18 protein-coding genes are annotated in these 17,140 nt (G+C 63.5%); 5 read left to right on the top strand and 13 right to left on the bottom strand.

Going from position 1 to position 17,140, the window contains the following annotated elements:
- Positions 1-51 precede the first annotated feature (51 nt).
- The 7 genes from E4Z66_RS13100 to rimO form a co-directional block, all read right to left on the bottom strand.
- Positions 52-1,050 carry a BMP family lipoprotein gene (locus E4Z66_RS13100; protein ID WP_136463468.1) on the bottom strand — a complete coding sequence of 333 codons (999 nt, stop codon included), beginning with the start codon at positions 1,048-1,050 and terminating at the stop codon, positions 52-54.
- Positions 1,051-1,154: 104 nt separating this feature from the next.
- Positions 1,155-1,586, bottom strand: coding sequence for a ribosomal protein S18-alanine N-acetyltransferase (rimI, locus tag E4Z66_RS13095; protein WP_136463467.1), 432 nt, complete (start codon positions 1,584-1,586; stop codon positions 1,155-1,157).
- A complete protein-coding gene (gene tsaB / locus E4Z66_RS13090) occupies positions 1,576-2,166 on the bottom strand; it encodes a tRNA (adenosine(37)-N6)-threonylcarbamoyltransferase complex dimerization subunit type 1 TsaB (RefSeq protein ID WP_136463466.1) in 591 nt (196 codons plus the stop codon). The genes rimI and tsaB overlap by 11 nt, the downstream gene beginning before the upstream one ends.
- A complete protein-coding gene (locus tag E4Z66_RS13085) occupies positions 2,156-2,719 on the bottom strand; it encodes a NifU family protein (protein WP_136463465.1) in 564 nt (187 codons plus the stop codon). Before E4Z66_RS13085 ends, tsaB begins: the two co-directional genes overlap by 11 nt.
- A gap of 138 nt (positions 2,720-2,857) precedes the next feature.
- A complete protein-coding gene (locus E4Z66_RS13080) occupies positions 2,858-3,313 on the bottom strand; it encodes a universal stress protein (protein ID WP_136463464.1) in 456 nt (151 codons plus the stop codon).
- Positions 3,314-3,394: 81 nt separating this feature from the next.
- Positions 3,395-4,252 carry a branched-chain amino acid aminotransferase gene (locus E4Z66_RS13075; protein WP_136463463.1) on the bottom strand — a complete coding sequence of 286 codons (858 nt, stop codon included), beginning with the start codon at positions 4,250-4,252 and terminating at the stop codon, positions 3,395-3,397.
- Positions 4,253-4,318: 66 nt separating this feature from the next.
- Positions 4,319-5,692 (bottom strand): 30S ribosomal protein S12 methylthiotransferase RimO, encoded by a 1,374-nt coding sequence (gene rimO, locus E4Z66_RS13070; RefSeq protein ID WP_136463462.1) that lies wholly within the window; start codon positions 5,690-5,692, stop codon positions 4,319-4,321.
- A 112-nt stretch (positions 5,693-5,804) separates the two neighbouring features.
- Here rimO and E4Z66_RS13065 point away from each other — a divergent pair, with 112 nt between their 5' ends.
- On the top strand, positions 5,805-7,739 hold the full coding sequence (locus tag E4Z66_RS13065) for an AsmA family protein (protein ID WP_246036023.1): 1,935 nt from the start codon (positions 5,805-5,807) through the stop codon (positions 7,737-7,739).
- An 87-nt stretch (positions 7,740-7,826) separates the two neighbouring features.
- On the opposite strand, the gene E4Z66_RS13060 is transcribed toward E4Z66_RS13065, so the two are convergent.
- The 6 genes from E4Z66_RS13060 to E4Z66_RS13035 form a co-directional block, all read right to left on the bottom strand.
- Entirely contained in the window at positions 7,827-9,323 is a 1,497-nt protein-coding gene (locus E4Z66_RS13060) for a phosphomannomutase/phosphoglucomutase (protein WP_136463461.1), read from the bottom strand.
- A gap of 17 nt (positions 9,324-9,340) precedes the next feature.
- Positions 9,341-10,174, bottom strand: a complete 834-nt coding sequence (gene kdsA / locus E4Z66_RS13055) for a 3-deoxy-8-phosphooctulonate synthase (RefSeq protein WP_136463460.1) — start codon at positions 10,172-10,174, stop codon at positions 9,341-9,343.
- Complete coding sequence (locus E4Z66_RS13050; RefSeq protein ID WP_136463459.1) at positions 10,174-11,880, bottom strand: KpsE/RkpR family capsule polysaccharide export protein; 1,707 nt, start codon at positions 11,878-11,880, stop codon at positions 10,174-10,176. The genes kdsA and E4Z66_RS13050 overlap by 1 nt, the downstream gene beginning before the upstream one ends.
- A complete protein-coding gene (locus E4Z66_RS13045) occupies positions 11,858-12,517 on the bottom strand; it encodes an ABC transporter ATP-binding protein (protein ID WP_136463458.1) in 660 nt (219 codons plus the stop codon). Before E4Z66_RS13045 ends, E4Z66_RS13050 begins: the two co-directional genes overlap by 23 nt.
- A gap of 212 nt (positions 12,518-12,729) precedes the next feature.
- Positions 12,730-13,767 (bottom strand): permease, encoded by a 1,038-nt coding sequence (locus E4Z66_RS13040; protein WP_136463457.1) that lies wholly within the window; start codon positions 13,765-13,767, stop codon positions 12,730-12,732.
- Positions 13,760-14,107, bottom strand: coding sequence for an ArsR/SmtB family transcription factor (locus tag E4Z66_RS13035; protein WP_136463456.1), 348 nt, complete (start codon positions 14,105-14,107; stop codon positions 13,760-13,762). Before E4Z66_RS13035 ends, E4Z66_RS13040 begins: the two co-directional genes overlap by 8 nt.
- Positions 14,108-14,288: 181 nt before the next feature.
- Here E4Z66_RS13035 and E4Z66_RS13030 point away from each other — a divergent pair, with 181 nt between their 5' ends.
- From E4Z66_RS13030 to E4Z66_RS13015, 4 genes are all read left to right on the top strand, one after another.
- Positions 14,289-14,873, top strand: a complete 585-nt coding sequence (locus tag E4Z66_RS13030) for a uracil-DNA glycosylase family protein (protein ID WP_136463455.1) — start codon at positions 14,289-14,291, stop codon at positions 14,871-14,873.
- Positions 14,870-15,655, top strand: a complete 786-nt coding sequence (locus E4Z66_RS13025) for an SseB family protein (protein ID WP_136463454.1) — start codon at positions 14,870-14,872, stop codon at positions 15,653-15,655. Before E4Z66_RS13030 ends, E4Z66_RS13025 begins: the two co-directional genes overlap by 4 nt.
- Before the next feature lie 91 nt (positions 15,656-15,746).
- Complete coding sequence (locus E4Z66_RS13020; RefSeq protein WP_136463453.1) at positions 15,747-16,247, top strand: rhodanese-like domain-containing protein; 501 nt, start codon at positions 15,747-15,749, stop codon at positions 16,245-16,247.
- Entirely contained in the window at positions 16,244-17,113 is an 870-nt protein-coding gene (locus E4Z66_RS13015; protein WP_136463452.1) for a CE1 family esterase, read from the top strand. The genes E4Z66_RS13020 and E4Z66_RS13015 overlap by 4 nt, the downstream gene beginning before the upstream one ends.
- Positions 17,114-17,140 lie beyond the last annotated feature (27 nt).

Here is a 17,140-nt window from a genome sequence, read left to right as displayed (position 1 = left end):
GGCCGCGCCGATCTCTCAGCGCGGCCTTCGTGTTTCAGTCAATCCAGTCGATCAGAAGTCCAGAGCGGAGCAGCTGTCGTTGGTGTAATAGGCTTCGACTTCGATCTCGCCGCCGATGATCTTCTCGCGCGCGGCATCCACGGCGGCTTTCATCTCGTCTGTGATCAGCTCGGCGTTGTTTTCATCCAGCGCATAGCCCACGCCTTCTTCGGCCAGACCCAGTGTGAAGACACCGGTTTCGACGTTCTCGCCCGCCTTCATCGCGTCATAAACCGCAACATCCACGCGCTTGAGCATGGAGGTCAGGACTTTGCCTGGATGCAGGTGGTTCTGGTTGCTGTCGACGCCGATGGACAGGATGCCTTCATCCGCAGCCGTTTGCAGAACGCCCACGCCCGTACCGCCGGCCGCGGCATAAACCACGTCAGCGCCTTGGCTCATCTGGGCCTTGGTCAGTTCGGACCCTTTCACCGGGTCGTTCCATGCTGCCGGGGTCGTGCCGGTCATGTTGGCGACGATCTTCACGTCAGGGTTCACAGCCTTCGCACCTTGCGCATAGCCGCAGCCAAAGTGACGGATCAGCGGAATGTCCATGCCGCCGATGAAACCGACCGTGCCCGATTTGGACGCCATCGCCGCCAGCATCCCCACGAGGTAGGATCCTTCATGCTCGGCAAAGCCGATCTGGCGCACATTCGGCGCGTCCAGCCATGTCACATCCACGGCCACGAATTTGGTGTCCGGGTAATCGGCGGCAACCGCGGACAGCGGGTCGGCCATGGCAAAGCCCATGGTGATCACAGGGTTGGAACCGGCTTCGGCAAAGCGGCGCAGCGCCTGTTCGCGCTGGGCTTCGGACTGAAGCTCGATCTCGCGGAAGCTGCCGCCGGTTTCGTCTGCCCAGCGTTTCGCACCATTGAAGGCGGCTTCGTTGAACGACTTGTCGAACTTGCCGCCAAGGTCAAAGATGATTGCCGGGTCTGCCAGCGCAGCGCCAGCCGTTACGGCCATCGCGGCGGCAGCGCCGAGGAATGTCTTCATCAGGGTCATAGAATGTCTCCCATTCATGTCGGCTGAGCCCATGCTCGCCGATCTTCGTTGAACATCTGACATTAAGGGCGTGAAGCGCCGGGAGGGTCAACCGATTCTTGGCGTCAATTCACCGGACCATTTGCAACCGCCCGCCGCATAAGCAAAGCGTCGCAAGTCCTGCCATCCTTTTGACGATAATAGTTCTTCCGGCGTCCCGTCACGACAAAACGGTGCTTCTCGTACAGGCTGATTGCCGCAGCGTTATCCTCGGCCACTTCCAGAAATAACTCGTTCGCATTGACCGATGGCAGCGTATCGAGCAGCCGTTGCATCAACCCGAAGCCAAGCCCGTTCCCCCGTGCATCGGGGTGGACCGCGATGGTCAGAACCTCTGCTTCGGGCGGAATGGAGCGGGCAACCAGCATCCCCGCATCCGACGGCGCAGTGATCACGACGACCCCGTTCTGGCGCATCAGATCGCTGAACTCTTTCGCCGACCATGGCCGATCGGGAAAGCAGGTCGCGTGAAGTTCCGCCATCTCTTCAGGCGTCATCAAGGATCACCGGGGCTGGATCGCGCGGCGGGGCCGCATCGGCGGGGCGGATGTAAAGCGGGGCAGGCGGGGTTGCCTGATCGGGCGCATCGCGGGCGATCCGCGCGATGGTCGCAACATGGTCCGTGGCAGTGAAAGCGGTGGACAGCGTAAAACCAGCGAGATCAGCCTGCGCCGCCATGATCGGGGCGGTCATTGTGTCGGTATCCAGCGCATAAGCCTGCTCGCGCGGGGCGGGGATGGCGGTTTGCGCGCTGTCGGCCAGCTTTTGCGTCGTCTGGAACATCGACACGCCAATGGCCGGAATGCCCAGCCCCAGCGCCAGCCCGCGCGCGGCCGCGACCGAAATGCGGATGCCGGTGAAATTGCCGGGACCGATGCCGACGCCGATCCGGTCCAGATCGCGCCAGCCGATGCCCTGGGCCTGCAGCAGCGAGTCCAGCAAAGGCATGAGGCGTTCGGCTTGGCCGCGCGTCATCTCTTCGCAGCGTTGATCAAGTATCTCGTCACCGCAAAGCAATGCGGCCGCGCAATGCGCGGCCGATGTGTCGAAGGCGAGTATTTTCGCGTCAGACCGCAACCGGGCGGACCTCGGTCACTTCCGGGATGTAGTGCCGCAGCAGGTTCTCGATCCCCATTTTCAGCGTCAGGGTCGAGGACGGGCACCCGGCGCAGGCACCCTGCATATGCAGATAGACAACGCCGCGATCAAAACCGTGGAAGGTGATGTCGCCACCATCCTGCGCCACCGCCGGACGCACGCGGCTGTCCAGCAACTCCTTGATCTGACCAACGATATGGCCGTCTTCGCCGGAATGTTCCGCGTGGCCGCCCGACGTGTCAGAGCCGCTTGCCATCACCGGTTGGCCGGACTGGAAATGTTCCATGATCGCGCCCAGAAGGGCCGGTTTCAGGTGATCCCATTCCTGCCCGTCATCCTTGGTGACGGTAATGAAATCGGTCCCGAAGAACACGCCCGTCACACCGCTCACGGCAAACAGGCGCTGCGCCAAGGGCGAGCTATCGGCAGCCTCGGCGGCGGGGAAGTCAGCGGTCCCGGTCTCCAACACGGCTTGGCCGGGCAGAAACTTCAGGGTCGCCGGGTTCGGTGTGGATTCGGTCTGGATAAACATGCTGTAGCCCTCCGCGCGCTTTGCACCAGATATGCGACCGCGCCGGGAGGGTGTCAAGAGATTAGAATAATTCTAATTCAGACATCACCGCGCAGGGATCATTGCTCGGGCCGCATGATTGTCCCCGGCAAAGAACGCTCAGGTAATCGCTTCGAGCCGATCCTTACTCAAATCGCCTGGAACGATGGTGATCGGCACCGGCAGCGCGCCAGCGGTCTTGGTCAATTGCGTGACAAGCGGTCCGGGGCCTTTCTTGTCGACGCCCGCACCCAGCACCAGCACGCCGATATCCGGATCGTCACGAATTTGCGCGATGATCTCGTCAACAGGCCGCCCTTCGCGGATCACAAGTTCCGGATCGACATTCTGACGGTCGCGCATCCACTTGGCGAAGACCTCGTAATGCACCTCGATCCGTTCGCGGGCCTCTTCGCGCATGATGTCACCGACACCGATCCAATGATTGAATTCATCGGGTGGGATCACCGATAGAATCTGCACGCCGCCGCCCGTCTTGGAGGCGCGCATGGCGGCAAATCTCATTGCGTTGAGGCATTCTCGGGAATCGTCAAGGACGACGAGGAACTTGCGCATGTGGCCTTCCGGAGTGTTTCCTGCGGATCATGGCGCAACTGCTGGCAAGGCGCAACGGTCGCGTGTATCCGTGTTGCAAGCCTAGCTTGCCGCCCAGTCCCAATACAGCTCACGCGCCCGGCGTGTGATCGGCCCGATCTGGTACTGGCGATCCTCGAACGCCTTGACCGGCGTGACCTTGTTCATGTTGCCGGACATGAAGACTTCGTCGGCGGCGTCGAAATCCTGAAAGCCCAGAACCGTTTCATGCACCGTCACGCCATCGGCGCGCAGATTGGCGATATGCCGCGCGCGGGTGATACCCGCAAGGAAAGTGCCATTCGGAATCGGGGTGAACACTTCACCATCGCGCACCATGAAGATGTTGGCGGTCGCGGTTTCCGCGACATTGCCCATCGCATCCGCAACCAGCGCGTTGCTGAACCCCTTGGCGCGGGCTTCGACCAGCATCCGCGCGTTGTTGGGATACAGGCAGCCAGCCTTGGCATTCACCACCGCGTCGTCCATCACCGGGCGGCGGAACCGCGTCCGGCAAAGCGTCACAGCCGCCTCGGGCGCGGCCATCGGAATTTCCTCAAGGCACAAGGCAAAGCCGGTCTCTTCCGCTTGCGGAACGATGGCCGTCGCGTCGCCATGGATGCCCCAATACATCGGCCGGATGTAAACCGCCGCGTCCTTGGGATACATCGCCAGCCCCTCGCGGGCGATCTGCACCATGTCTTCGGTGCTGACCGTCGGGGTCAGCATCAGCGCCTCGGCAGAGCGGCCAACCCGTGCGCAATGCGCCTCCAGATCGGGGGTCAGCCCGTTGACGAAGCGCGCGCCATCAAAAACCGAAGACCCCAGCCACGCCCCATGATCGCCCGCATGCATGATCGGCACATCGCCGTCATGCCATTGGCCGTTGAAATAGGTGCGGATATTCGTGCCGGTCGCCATCTGGTTCTCCTGTCTGTGCGCGCAGGTTGCGGCAGCGGCGCGGGAAGGTCCAGCGCTTTTCAGCCCTTAGACCAGCCGCCCCCACAGATCGTATTCGCCGGCCTCGTCGACCTCGACCGTGACGATATCACCGGGGGAAAGCGCCTCATGCCCCTCGTCGATAAAGAGGTTGCCGTCGATTTCCGGGGCATCCGCCTTTGTCCGGCAGGTGGCGGCATCTTCTTCGACCAGATCGACGATCACATCCATGCGCTTGCCGACCTTTGCCGCCAGCTTCGCCTCGGAAATCGCCTGCGCAGTCTGCATGAAGCGGTCCCAGCGGTCCTGTTTGACTTCGGCGGGCACGTGATCCGGCAGCGCGTTTGAGCGCGCGCCCTCGACATTCTCGTATTGGAAGCACCCGACACGGTCGAGCTGCGCTTCCTCCATCCAGTCCAGAAGCGTTTGGAACTCTTCTTCCGTCTCGCCGGGATAGCCGACGATGAAGGTAGAGCGCAGCGTGATTTCCGGGCAGATCCCGCGCCATTCCGCGATACGGTCCAGCGTCCGTTCCGCCGCCGCCGGCCGCGCCATGCGCCGCAGCGTATCGGGATGGGCGTGCTGGAACGGCACGTCAAGATAGGGCAGCACCAGACCTTCGGCCATCAGCGGGATCATCTCTGCCACATGCGGATAGGGATAGACGTAATGCAGGCGCACCCACGCGCCAAGCTGGCCCAGATCGCGCGCCAGTGTGGTGATCGGCTGTTCGGTCAGGCCGCGCCGAATCTCACGGTCCCAATCGGTGCCATAGGCCGAGGTGTCCTGCGAAATCACCAAAAGCTCGCGCACGCCCGCGGTTACCAGCTTTTCCGCCTCGCGCAGCACTGCAGCATGGGGGCGCGATGTCAGCTTGCCGCGCATATCGGGGATGATGCAGAACTTGCAGGCGTGATTGCAGCCTTCGGAAATCTTCAGATAGCTGAAATGGCGCGGGGTCAGCGACACGCCGGAGGCAGGCAGCAGATCGACGAACGGATCGGGCGCAGGCGGCACCGCGGCATGAACCGCATCCAGCACCTGCTCATATTGATGCGGGCCAGTGACGGCGAGAACCTTGGGATGCGCGCCGGTGATATATTCGGGATTGGCGCCCAGACAGCCGGTGACGATGACGCGGCCATTTTCGGTCAGCGCCTCGCCAATCGCATCAAGGCTTTCGGCCTTTGCACTGTCGAGAAAGCCACAGGTGTTCACGATCACCGCATCGGCCCCGCTGTAATCGGGCGAGATCGCATAGCCTTCAGCGCGCAGGCGCGTCAGGATGCGTTCGCTGTCCACCAAGGCCTTTGGACATCCCAAGGACACCATCCCCACGGTTGGTTGTCCGGGGCGGGCTGTGTCTGTCAGGCGGGGCTTGGGCGCGAGGTCGGGGCGCAGGTTCGGCGGGTTCTGGCTCATGTGCCGGGCCTATAGCCTGCGCGCGCGGCTGCGCCAAGGCTTTGATTGCATCAACGCGGCTGCGGGCCTAACACCAAGGCAGGGATCAAGGACGTATCGAAGGGGCCTGACCATGCTGCGCTGGATTGCACGGATCATCGGAATTGTCGTGATGTTGGTGGTGCTGGCCGTCGGGGCGGTGCTGCTGATGCCGGCGGACAAGGTCGCGCAACTGGCCGCCGATCAGATCCGCGCCGCGACCGGGCGCGACGTGTCGATCACCGGCGATGTGGCAATGACCTTCTGGCCCGTCGTGGGCGCACGGGTCGGCGCGCTTGAGGTCGGCAATGCCGAATGGTCCGAACAGGGGCCGATGCTGACAGCGCAGAACGCGGCGCTGGGCGTGGATGCCGCAGCCTTGCTGCGCGGCGAAATCCGCATCACCAATATCGAGGCGCAATCGCCCACGATCCGGCTGGAAAGCCGCAATGATGGGCGCGCAAGCTGGCTATTCACCGATGGCGGCGGTGCGGCGCAGATCGAAACCACGACCTCCCCCGATAGCGCGCCGCGCGCAGTGTCCATCGAAAGGCTCGACATCACCGATGCGACGCTGATCTACGACGCGGAAGGGGCGGACCTTGTCTCTTACTCCGGGGTGGACCTGACCCTGGACTGGCCGGAACGTGAAGGCCCCGCCCGGATTGACGCCGTGGTGCGGCCCACGAATACGCCGGTAACGATTTCCGCCAATATCGCGCGTTTCGACAGGTTCATCGCAGGCGGGGTCGAGGCCGTCGATGTGGCGCTGACCTCGGACGCGGGGGCGGCCACGCTCAAGGGGCTGGCGGCGATTTCCGGCGATGTGGCGGGCAAGCTGACGCTGCGCAGCGGCAACACGGATGGGTTCCTGCGCGCATTGGGGCTGCCCGGCGCCGACCTGCCGCAAGGGCTGGGGCGGTCCGTGGATATGAGCGCGGAACTGGCGCTGAGCGGGGACCGCTTTCTGTCACTGACCGATTTGAGCGCCGATCTTGGCGGTAACCGTATCGCAGGCACGGCAGAGGTGTCGCTGAACGGCACGCCCAATGTGAAGGCCAATCTAGATGCCGGACCGCTGGATCTGCGCGCGGCGCTGGGCGGCAGCTCTGCCGATGCGGGGGGCGGGTCGTCATCGGGCGCGGCGCAAGGCTGGTCCCGCGCACCGATCGATGCCTCTGGCCTTGCGGCGTTCAATGGAACCATCGCCCTGCGTGCCGACAGTATCGATCTTGGATCGCTGAAACTTGGCGCAACGCGCACCGAGCTGCGCAACGACAATTCGCGTATGGTTTTCGCATTGCAGGATGTCGCGGCCTATGGCGGCGCGCTGCGCGGTGAATTCGTGATGAACAACCGCAACGGGCTCAGCGTGGGCGGCAAACTGACCGGAAGCGGCCTGCAACTGCAAGGCTTGCTTAGCGATCTGGCAGGCCTGACCCGGCTGACCGGCGCGGCAGAGGCCGAATTGAACTTCCTGGGCGTCGGGCAAAGTGTCGATGCCATCATGCGCAGCCTTAGCGGTGGCGGACGCCTCGCCCTGGGGCGCGGCACGATCGAAGGGATCGATCTGGATCAGTTGATGCGCAGCGGCTCTGGCGCGGGTGGCACGACCGTCTTTGACAGCCTGACAGGCAGTTTCACGATGGCGGGGGGCAATCTGGAGAACAAGGACCTGCTGATGAAACTGGCGCGGTTCGAAGTGCGCGGGGCGGGGCGCGTGGGCCTTGGCGCACAGGATATCGATTATCTCTTCACGCCGGTCGCACTGAATGCGCGGGACGGCAAGGACGTGTCGATCCCCGTGCGGGTGCGCGGCGCATGGAGTGGGCCGAAAATTCTGCCCGACCTGAAAGCGGCGGTGGAGCAGAACCTTGTCGAAGAACGCAAGCAGCTTGAAAGCCAAGTGCGCGAGAAGGTCGAAGACAAGGTCAAGAAGGAGCTGGGCGTGACCCAGAAAGAGGGTCAGTCACTGGAAGATGCCGCGAAAGAAGAACTGGGGCGGCAGCTTCGCAAATTGTTCGACTGACAGCGGCGCTGGCCCGGTCCGGCGGGAACGGCGCTCTTGGCCTGATCGGCCAACTCGCCCCGCCCACCGTCCCGTATCCGGCGCGGATCAGATCGTCTGGTCGTAATCGCCCACGGCGCTTTCGGTGCGGATGACCGCATCGATATCGGCGAAGATCGCGCGCAGTTCATCCTCGCTCTCGGGGCTTTCGCAAACCACGACGAGGTTTGGCGTATTGGACGATGCGCGCACCAGCCCCCAACCGCCATTGTCGAGGATCACGCGCGCGCCATTGACGGTCACGACCTCTTTGATGGCGCGCCCGCCAACGGTTTCCCCGGCCTCATGCTTGGCCACCAGCTTGTCCACCAGCCGCGCCAGCACGTCGTATTTTTCGGTATCGGCGCAATAGGGGGACATCGTCGGGCTGGAATAGGTCTGGGGCAGGGCCTTGCGCAGGTCCGACATTTTCATATCGGGGTTGCGGTCCATCAGCTTGCAGATTTCCACCGCGACGCGCATGCCGCAGTCATATCCGCGCCCGATCGGCTCTGCCAAAAAATAGTGGCCGGATTTCTCAAATCCCGCCAAGGCACCGATTTCCTTCACCCGGCGCTTCATGTGGCTGTGGCCGGTTTTCCAGTAATCCGCCTTGACGCCATGGGCCTGAAGCTCTGGGTCGGAGGCGAAGAGGCCGGTCGATTTCACATCGGCCACGAAGGTCGAATTCGGGTAAATCTTTGCCAGATCGCGGGCCATGATCACGCCGACCTTATCGGCAAATATTTCCTCACCCTCGTCATCGACAACGCCGCAGCGGTCGCCATCCCCATCGAACCCAAGCGCGAAATCCGCGCCGGAGTTTTTCACGGACGCCGACATATCATGCAGCATTTCCATCGCTTCGGGGTTCGGGTTGTAATGCGGGAACGTGTAATCAAGCGCGTTGTGGCTTTCGACCACTTCGACGCCCAGCCGCTCGAACAGCTCCGGCGCAAAGGCGGAGGCCGTGCCGTTGCCTGTCGCGCAGACGACTTTCAGCGGGCGGGACATTTTGAAATCGCCCACCAGATCGTCAAGATAGGCTTCTCTCACGCCATCCACGAACTCATACTTGCCGCCCTCGCGCGCCACGGCTTCGCCGTTCAGAACGATATCGCGCAACTCTGCCATTTCGTCCGGGCCATGGGTCAGCGGGCGATCAAAGCCCATCTTCACACCGGTCCAACCGTTGGGGTTGTGCGAGGCCGTCACCATCGCCACGGCGGGCACGTCCAGATGGAACTGGCTGAAATAGGCCATCGGCGACAGCGCCGGGCCAATGTCCTTGACGTGAATACCGGCCTGCATCAGCCCGAGGATCAGCGCATTCTTGATCGACAGCGAATAGTCCCGGTAATCGTTCCCGACGGCTATTACGGGGGCGATCCCGCGCTTGTGCATCTGCGTGCCCAGCCCCATCCCCAGCGCGGTCATGCCGGGGAGGTTGATTTCTTCGGGATATTGCCAGCGTGCGTCATACTCACGGAAGCCCGTGGGGCGGATCATCGCATCGCGCAAAAAGGCCCAAGTGTTTGGGGTCACGTCGGAAAGTGGTTTTGTCATGGAATGTAGGTACTCTGTCAGATCACGATAGGATTTGCTTTGGCCAGCGCATCAAACTGCATCATTGTGTCAACAAGATGAGCCATTTGCGAAAGCGGGATCATGTTTGGCCCGTCGGAGGGCGCATTGTCCGGGTCTTCATGCGTTTCGATGAACACCGAGGCGACACCAAGGCTGACCGCCGCGCGGGCCATCACGGGGGCGAATTCGCGCTGCCCCCCGGAAGAGCCGCCCTTGCCGCCCGGTTGCTGCACCGAATGGGTCGCGTCCATGACCACCGGATAGCCTGTCGCGGCCATCTGGGGCAGGGCGCGCATATCGGCCACAAGCGTGTTGTAGCCGAAAGAGGTGCCGCGCTCGGTCAGCAGGATGCGAGTATTACCGGTGCTTTCAATCTTTGAAATCACGTTCGGCATGTCCCATGGGGCAAGGAACTGCCCCTTTTTGACATTCACCGCCGCACCGGTTTCGCCCGCCGCGATCAGCAGATCGGTCTGGCGGCACAGGAAGGCGGGGATTTGCAGAATGTCGACCGCATCTGCGGCGGGCTTGCACTGCGCTTCGGAGTGGATATCGGTCAGCACCGGCACATCCAGCGCCTTGCGCAGGTCGTCCAGCACTTTCAGCCCGGCATCGATGCCAAGGCCGCGCTTGCCCGACAGCGAGGTGCGGTTGGCCTTGTCGTAGCTGGCCTTGAACACATATTGCGCTCCGGCAGCGGCACAGGCCTCTTTCATGGTGCCCGCGATCATCTGCGCATGATCGGCGCTTTCAAGCTGGCACGGGCCTGCGATCACGGTAAGCGGGCAGGCGTTGCCGATCTTCAGCCCGGCGACATCGATTGTTTTCATCAGGAAGACACCTGTTCTTTCAAGATCGCTCCAGTCAGCGAGATCATCAGGTAGATGCCTGCAAAAACCATGAAAGCCAAGATCGTGTTCTCGAATGCGCGGGGATAAGTCGCCTCATCCGGGGCGACGGGGCGCACGGCCACTGTCAAATAACGCACCTGGCGGTTCGCTTCGGTCCGGGCCTGTTCCATCTGCTGCAGCGCCGATTGCAGCATCATGTCGCGCGTGGCGAGGTCTGCCTGCGCCATCTGGATGTTGATCGACAGCTGCGCCAGACTGTTTTCGCCCTGGCTCATATCCGTCATCTCGGCTTCCAGCACGCTCCGGCGATTGCGCAGGATGTTCAGCGTGCTGCGCGCACCATCCACCTTGGCTTGGTTCGGGCGCGTGTTGTTGAGAAGGGTATCAAGCTCGATCTCCTTTTCGGTGATCAGCCCGTTGATCTCGGAAATCTGGGTCCGCAAGGCCGCGATCACGGCCTCTGGATCCAGCGTCGCGCCTTCGATCTGAAGCGCGACCAGCTCGCCCTGCGCCTCGCGACGATCCTCCTCCGCCTTGGCAAGCGCCTCCAGCGCGTCGCGCATCTGATCCTCGCGCTTTTGCGCCGAAAGCTGGTTCACCCGTTCTTCGGCGTAGGAAATCAGCGCCTCGGAAAAGGACTGGCTGACCGCCGGATCGGCAGCGACCACCTCCATACGGATCACGCCTTCGGTCGGATCGAAGCCGATCTTGACGTTCTTCTTGTAAGCCCGGTGCGCTTCTTCGGTGGACGGTTCTTCGGACAGGCGCTGGATCGGGTCGATTGACGTGTCCGCGAAATGGGCGCGGAACCCCTCATCCCGGTCAAGCCGCAGCATCGCGTCTTTGGACGTCAGATAGGACTGCACCGCGATACTATCCTGCGAGGTGGCGAATTGCGTGGGCAGCAAGCCCCCAAGCGCGCCGCCGCCGCCCGACCCTTCGTTCTGGATGATCAGAAATTCGCTGTGGGTGGCGTACATCGGTGTGGCGATCTTGTAGAAATACCACCCGGTAAAGAAGGTCGGCAGGAAGACGAAGAACAGCAGCCGCGTCACCAAAAGCGCCATCTTGCGGCGGCGGCGGCGGGCGATGTCGCGCTGAATGTCGGAAATCTCGCGTTCACGCCGCTGCGCCGGGCTGATGGTTTCGGTGGAGGGCAGGTTGCCTCCGCCCGCAGGCACGGTTTGCGGCAATTGCGTGCGGCGCGTCTGATCGCTGCCGTCTTGCGCGCCGTCATCGTCCGGCTTGGGGGCCACCAATTCCAGCATATTGGACCGCTGGAACGGATCGATCCCCTTGTCGCGCAGCAGTCTTACCGCGTCGAAATCAGAGGTCGGGGCCAGCCCGTGCTTTTGCGCCACGCGCCGCGCCATGCGCAGTTGGCGGCCCGTCAGCCCTTCGCGCCGGATCGCGTCCAGATCGGTGCTGGGCGCGCCGGTGGCCTGGGCAGAGGCGGACGGGGCCGCCTGTTGGTTGGCCTGCGGTGGTTGCTGTGGTTGTGCCGCAGCCGGCTTTGCACCAGTTTGCTGCACGCGCGGCGCTTCGGGCGGTTCCGCGGCGTGTGGGGCCGGATCGGGCACCGGTTGCGCCCGCACAGCAGACCCGTCAACGCCCGCACTTTCGGCTCTGCTGCGCGGCATGGACCGCCGGATGCGGAATTTTCTAGCCTTGGGTTTCGTAGTCATAAAGCTGTCTTGCCTCTTCCAAGGTGTCGAACATGTGAAGTTTGCCGTTCAGGAGTACCGCCGCCGAACGCGCGAATTTCTCAAGTGTTTGCGGTTGGTGCGATACGATGATGATCGTTGTCGTCGCCAGTCGTTCGCGCAGAATATCCCCCGCCTTGCGGTTGAATTCCACATCCGTGGTCCCCGGCATCCCCTCGTCGATGAGATACATGTCAAAATCGAGCGCCAGCATCAACGCAAAGGAGAACCGCGCGCGCATCCCCTGACTATAGGTGCCGATGGGCTGATCGAAATACTCGCCCAGCCCACAGAGCCAGCGGCAGAAGCTTTCGACATAATCGGGGTCCAGTCCGTAAAGCCTTGCAATATAGCGGGAATTTTCGAGCGCAGAGATTTTCGTGACCACGCCGCCCATGAAGCCAAGCGGAAAGGAGATATTGCATCCCCGGTTGATCACGCCCTCATCCGGTTTTTCCAGGCCCGCCATCATGTTGATCAGCGTCGTCTTGCCGGTGCCGTTGGGCGCAAGAATGCCAAGCGAGCGGCCCAGTTCCACGCGAAAAGACACGCGGTCAAGGATCACCTTGCGCTGCTGCCCTGTCCAAAAGGACTTGGAGACATCCAAGAATTCCAACATTGCCTGCTCCACCCCCGGTACGAGGGCTCTTCCAGCCTCCCTAACAGGAGTTTCTTACCGAGTTATTCCCGGATTCAGGCTATATTATGTCCGATGGGGCAACAAATCCACCGCTTACGCGGGAACTGTTCGCTTTCCTCATGGTCAAAAGCAGAAATCCGCCCGCACCGATCAGATGCGGACGGACGGGCCATTCGACGGCCGGGGGAGGGTCAGGCGACGGCCTGCCACGCCACCCCGGCGAGTATGGCCCCGATCAGCGCAAAGCCCAGATAGGCGGCGAAAACGCGCGGTTTGACCAAGGCCCAGACCGCAATCGCGGCGGGAATGGAGGACACACCGCCCGCGATCACAAAGCTCATCGCGGCGCCCGGAGACATGCCATGTTCCACAAGGCCGCCCATCAGCCCCACCGCCATATAGCCGTTGAGATAGGCGGGCATTCCGACCAGCGCGGCCAGTGCAACGGTCAGCAGCCCGTCACCGCCCAAGAACTGCGCGACATATTGCGTGGTGCCGTATTCGATCATCAGCGCCTCGAAGAGATACGCGATCAGCAACCACTTCACGAGAAACAGCGCGTTTTCGATCCAGCTGTCGCGAAAGGCGGTGCGGCGCGGGGCTTCTGTCCAGAACTTCCAGACCGGCTGGCCCTGAAACGGTTTCTGGACGCCGCAGCAGCCACCGATTTGCGGCTTTTCGCGCAGCGGGTCGGAAAAGATCGGTGAGCGCGCCAGAAGCATCGTGGCAAAGCCGCCAAACAGCCCCAGCGAGACCGCCGCCGCCGTCTTGCCGATGGCGAAGGGCAGGCCCAACTCTCCGGCGGTGACGAAGAACATCGGGGGGTCCATCAGCGGCGAGGCCAGCCAGAACGCCATGACGGCACTCAGCGGCGCACCCACGGCAAGCAGGGCGGCGATGAAGGGGATGACCTCGCAGGAACAGAACGGCGACAATCCCCCCAGAAGCGCTGCCAGAAAGATCATGCGCGCGGCGTTGCCCTCGAAGGCGCGCGCGATCAGCGTTTCGGCCCCGCTGGCTTTGACATAGGCGACAGCGGTGATGGCAAAGACGATCAGGGGCGCGGTCCCGGCAAAGGCGCGCAGGGCGGTGGTCACGACCGGCCAGAATTGCGCGCTGTCCAGAACCAGCACGGCCAGCGGGATCAGCCCGACAGTCAGCCACGCCTTGTCGATGCGCCGCCAGCGTTCGTAAAGCGAAGAGGGCGGGGTGTGGGCCGTATCAGCCATGATCAATGTCTCCATCCGCAGGGGGCGCGCAATCCGTGCAGCATTCCTTCAGCAGGAAGTTCGACAAGGCCTTCACCTCATCATAGGCGACCGCGGCGCAGATAATGCTCCGCCCCTTGCGGGCCTGTGTCACCAGCCCGGATTGGGCAAGGATTTTCATGTGGTGGGTCAGGGTCGATCCGGTCACGCCGCATCGCTCTCCCAATTCTCCGATGCTCAGCCCGTTGGGTCCGGCGCGCACAAGGCTTCGCAGAACTGCCAGCCGTTGCTCCGATCCCAGCGCGGCAAAGGTCGAGGCTGCGCGGGCAAGGTCGAGGTTGTCTGTCGAGTCGTGTTTCATATTTCTAGGATTATCGAAATGAGCGGGGCGCGGCAAGAAATATTTCGACAAATATCGAAATGAAGGCAGGCTGATGAGAACGCCGGACGATCAGAAGGCCGGGCCGATCCAAGGTTGCGGCCTCAGAGTTCCGCGCAGGGGCGCTTGCCTCTCGCCCGGAAAACGCGCACATCCGGGCAGGATGGAGCGTCTGACCCAAGATATCCGCGCCTGCCGCATCTGTGCGGATCGCTTTACGCAAACCGCCACCGGCCATGCGCCGCGCCCGGTCGTCTGGGCGCGTCCGGGGGCGCGGATTTTGGTGGCGGGACAAGCGCCCGGGGCCCGGGTGCATGAAAGCGGCCGCCCCTTCACCGATCCTTCCGGCGACCGGCTGCGCGACTGGATGGGGATCGACGATCAGACCTTCTATGACCGCGACAGGCTTGCAATAGTGCCGATGGCGTTCTGCTTTCCCGGCTATAACGCCAAGGGCAGTGACCTGCCGCCGCCGCCGGTCTGCGCGCGCACATGGCGTGGCAAGATGATGGACGCGCTTGGCCAAGTGCGGTTGCGCATCCTTGTGGGGGCCTATGCCATGCGCTGGCATCTGGGCTGGAAGGGCCGCGTGGATGACGCGGTGCGCAACTGGCGCGATCACGCCCCGGCCACCTTCGTGTTGCCGCATCCAAGCTGGCGCAATACCGCCTGGCTGAAACGAAACCCCTTTTTCGAGGCCGAGGTGGTGCCCGCCCTGCGCCTTGCGGTCAAAGAGGCATTGCAATGACAGAACCAACCCCGCTCGATCAGGCCCATGCGCTGATGGACAGCTCCGACGCCGCGCGGCTGAACTACTTCGCGACGCTGGCCGATACCGAACTGTGCCTGCTGCTGGAGAGCGAGCCTGACGGCGACGACATCACGCCGCGCCTGATCGAAACCGGCGATGGCCCCATGGTTCTGGCCTTTGACACCGAATTGCGACTGGCGGAGTTTTCCGACGGTCCTGCGCCCTATGTGGCGTTGCCGGGACGGATCGTGGCGCAGATGTTGGACGGGCAGGGCATCCTGCTGGGTCTGAACCTGGACACGGCCCCGTCCGCGATTGTCCTGCCGCCCGATGCGCTGACATGGCTGGTGCAAACGCTGGGCCAAGACGCGCCCGATGCGGCGGAGGCGCGGATCAAGGGCGTGGCTTCGCCCGGACAGGTGCCCGAAGCGCTGCTGGAGGCGCTGTCGATCCGCTTGGCGCGCGCCGCTGGTCTGGCCGAGGCCGCGTGCCTTGCGCGGGCGGATTACGCCGATGGCGGGCAGGGGCATTTGCTGGCGATCATCGGGGCAGAGGCGCGGGCCGAACCGGCGCTGGCCCGGATGGTGTCCGAGGCGCTGACATTCTCCGGCCTCGATGCGGGACAACTCGACGTGGTTTTCGTCGCGCCGCAGGCCCCCTTGGCAGAAAAACTCACTCGCGTGGGGATGCGGTTCGACATCCCCGCCGCGCCAGATCCGAAAGCCGCCACGCCGGCCGCGCCGGGCATGGACCCGGACAAGCCGCCCAAGCTGCGCTAGCACCGGTCACATCGGCGCGAGCCGGACAATTAGCTTTTGATCGACAGGGGCGCGGAAGTTACCAAAGGGCTGGTTTGGAAGCGAAGCGCCAATGACACAAAATCCCACGTCCGCCGGGCCGGATGGCTCCCCTCATAATCCCAAGCCCCCCTCGCGCCGCCGCATTCTGGCGCTGGGCGCCGTGGCGGCCGTGGGCGTCGGGGTGCTGGGCGCGCGCTGGTTCAATATCGGCGCAAGCGTCACCCAAGCCGGGCTGAGCGTCGAGGACGCCCATGCTATGGCAACCCGCCGCGACATCACGCTGATCGACATTCGCCGACCCGATGAATGGGCGCGCACCGGTATCGGCGCGGGGGCGCATCCCATCGATATGCGCCGGGCGGATTTCGCGGGCGCGGTGCTGACGCTTGTGGGCGGTGACGCGCACGCCCCGATTGCAGTGATCTGCGCGCGCGGCGTGCGGTCCCGGCGACTTGCGCAGCGCATGGCAGAGGCCGGGTTCACCCGGGTTCTGGACGTGCCGGAAGGGATGCTTGGATCGGGTGCGGGGCAGGGCTGGCTGCGCAAGGGCTTGCCGGTGGTGCGCCTATGAAACAAAGATTTACCGCCAAGGCCATTGCCCTGAGTGCCGCCATCGCTTTCGGCGTCGCCACAAGTGCCAACGCGCAGGACTGCGCCGCGCCGGACAACGCTTGCGAGGTGCCCACGGGCAGCTATTTCGCGGCCCTGCCGGACGGGCCGCCCAAAGGCGCGGTCATGTTCCTGCACGGGTTTGGATCCTCCGGCGCGGGCAGCCTGAGCATGTCGGGCATGGTCCGCACCTTCACCGAGGCCGGGCTGGCGGTCATCGCGCCAAATGGCACCCCGCGCGAAGGGCGCAACGGGCGCACATGGTCTTTCCACCCGGATCGGCCCGCCGCGCGCGACGAATTGCCGTTTCTTGCAAGCGTGAAGAAGGACGCTGCCACGCGGTTCGGTTTTGACCCGGATACGGTGATGCTGTCGGGCTTTTCCATCGGCGGCTCGATGGTGTCCTACGTGGCCTGTTTCCAGCCCGATTTGTTCGCCGCTTACGCCCCGGTGGCGGGCGGAATGTGGCGTCCGCAACCGCAGGATTGCGCCGGACCGGTGCGCCTGATGCATACCCACGGCTGGAATGACGGGGTCGTGCCGCTGGAAGGACGGACGGTGCGGGGTGCAGATGCCTATGCGCCGGACGCCTTTGTGCAGGGCGATGTGTTCCACTCCATCGCGCTGTGGCGCGAGACGAATGACTGCCGCACCCATGACCCGGACGCACGCAGCGCCGACGGCCTCCTGTGGCGGCGTGACTGGTCGGAAAACTGCGCGCCGGGCTCATCGTTGAGCTTCGTGATGCATCCGGGCGGGCATGCCGTGCCAAATGGCTGGGCGGAAATGGCGCTGGAGTGGTTCGAGGCGCAGACCGCGCTCAACTGACGCTGCCGCGCGGCTTGAGGGCCGCGC

This window comes from Aliishimia ponticola (assembly GCF_004803475.1).
Classification (GTDB): domain Bacteria; phylum Pseudomonadota; class Alphaproteobacteria; order Rhodobacterales; family Rhodobacteraceae; genus Aliishimia; species Aliishimia ponticola.
This window is presented reverse-complemented; position numbering and strand designations above follow the sequence as displayed.

Excerpts from the sequence above, each read along its gene's own strand:
- E4Z66_RS13100 (WP_136463468.1), bottom strand. The coding sequence starts at position 1,050 with ATGACCCTGATGAAGACATTCCTCGGCGCTGCCGCCGCGATGGCCGTA.
- rimI (WP_136463467.1), bottom strand. The coding sequence starts at position 1,586 with ATGACGCCTGAAGAGATGGCGGAACTTCACGCGACCTGCTTTCCCGAT.
- E4Z66_RS13085 (WP_136463465.1), bottom strand. The coding sequence starts at position 2,719 with ATGTTTATCCAGACCGAATCCACACCGAACCCGGCGACCCTGAAGTTT.
- E4Z66_RS13080 (WP_136463464.1), bottom strand. The coding sequence starts at position 3,313 with ATGCGCAAGTTCCTCGTCGTCCTTGACGATTCCCGAGAATGCCTCAAC.
- E4Z66_RS13075 (WP_136463463.1), bottom strand. The coding sequence starts at position 4,252 with ATGGCGACCGGCACGAATATCCGCACCTATTTCAACGGCCAATGGCAT.
- rimO (WP_136463462.1), bottom strand. The coding sequence starts at position 5,692 with ATGAGCCAGAACCCGCCGAACCTGCGCCCCGACCTCGCGCCCAAGCCC.
- E4Z66_RS13065 (WP_246036023.1), top strand. The coding sequence starts at position 5,805 with ATGCTGCGCTGGATTGCACGGATCATCGGAATTGTCGTGATGTTGGTG.
- E4Z66_RS13060 (WP_136463461.1), bottom strand. The coding sequence starts at position 9,323 with ATGACAAAACCACTTTCCGACGTGACCCCAAACACTTGGGCCTTTTTG.
- kdsA (WP_136463460.1), bottom strand. The coding sequence starts at position 10,174 with ATGAAAACAATCGATGTCGCCGGGCTGAAGATCGGCAACGCCTGCCCG.
- E4Z66_RS13050 (WP_136463459.1), bottom strand. The coding sequence starts at position 11,880 with ATGACTACGAAACCCAAGGCTAGAAAATTCCGCATCCGGCGGTCCATG.
- E4Z66_RS13045 (WP_136463458.1), bottom strand. The coding sequence starts at position 12,517 with ATGTTGGAATTCTTGGATGTCTCCAAGTCCTTTTGGACAGGGCAGCAG.
- E4Z66_RS13040 (WP_136463457.1), bottom strand. The coding sequence starts at position 13,767 with ATGGCTGATACGGCCCACACCCCGCCCTCTTCGCTTTACGAACGCTGG.
- E4Z66_RS13035 (WP_136463456.1), bottom strand. The coding sequence starts at position 14,107 with ATGAAACACGACTCGACAGACAACCTCGACCTTGCCCGCGCAGCCTCG.
- E4Z66_RS13030 (WP_136463455.1), top strand. The coding sequence starts at position 14,289 with ATGGAGCGTCTGACCCAAGATATCCGCGCCTGCCGCATCTGTGCGGAT.
- E4Z66_RS13025 (WP_136463454.1), top strand. The coding sequence starts at position 14,870 with ATGACAGAACCAACCCCGCTCGATCAGGCCCATGCGCTGATGGACAGC.
- E4Z66_RS13020 (WP_136463453.1), top strand. The coding sequence starts at position 15,747 with ATGACACAAAATCCCACGTCCGCCGGGCCGGATGGCTCCCCTCATAAT.
- E4Z66_RS13015 (WP_136463452.1), top strand. The coding sequence starts at position 16,244 with ATGAAACAAAGATTTACCGCCAAGGCCATTGCCCTGAGTGCCGCCATC.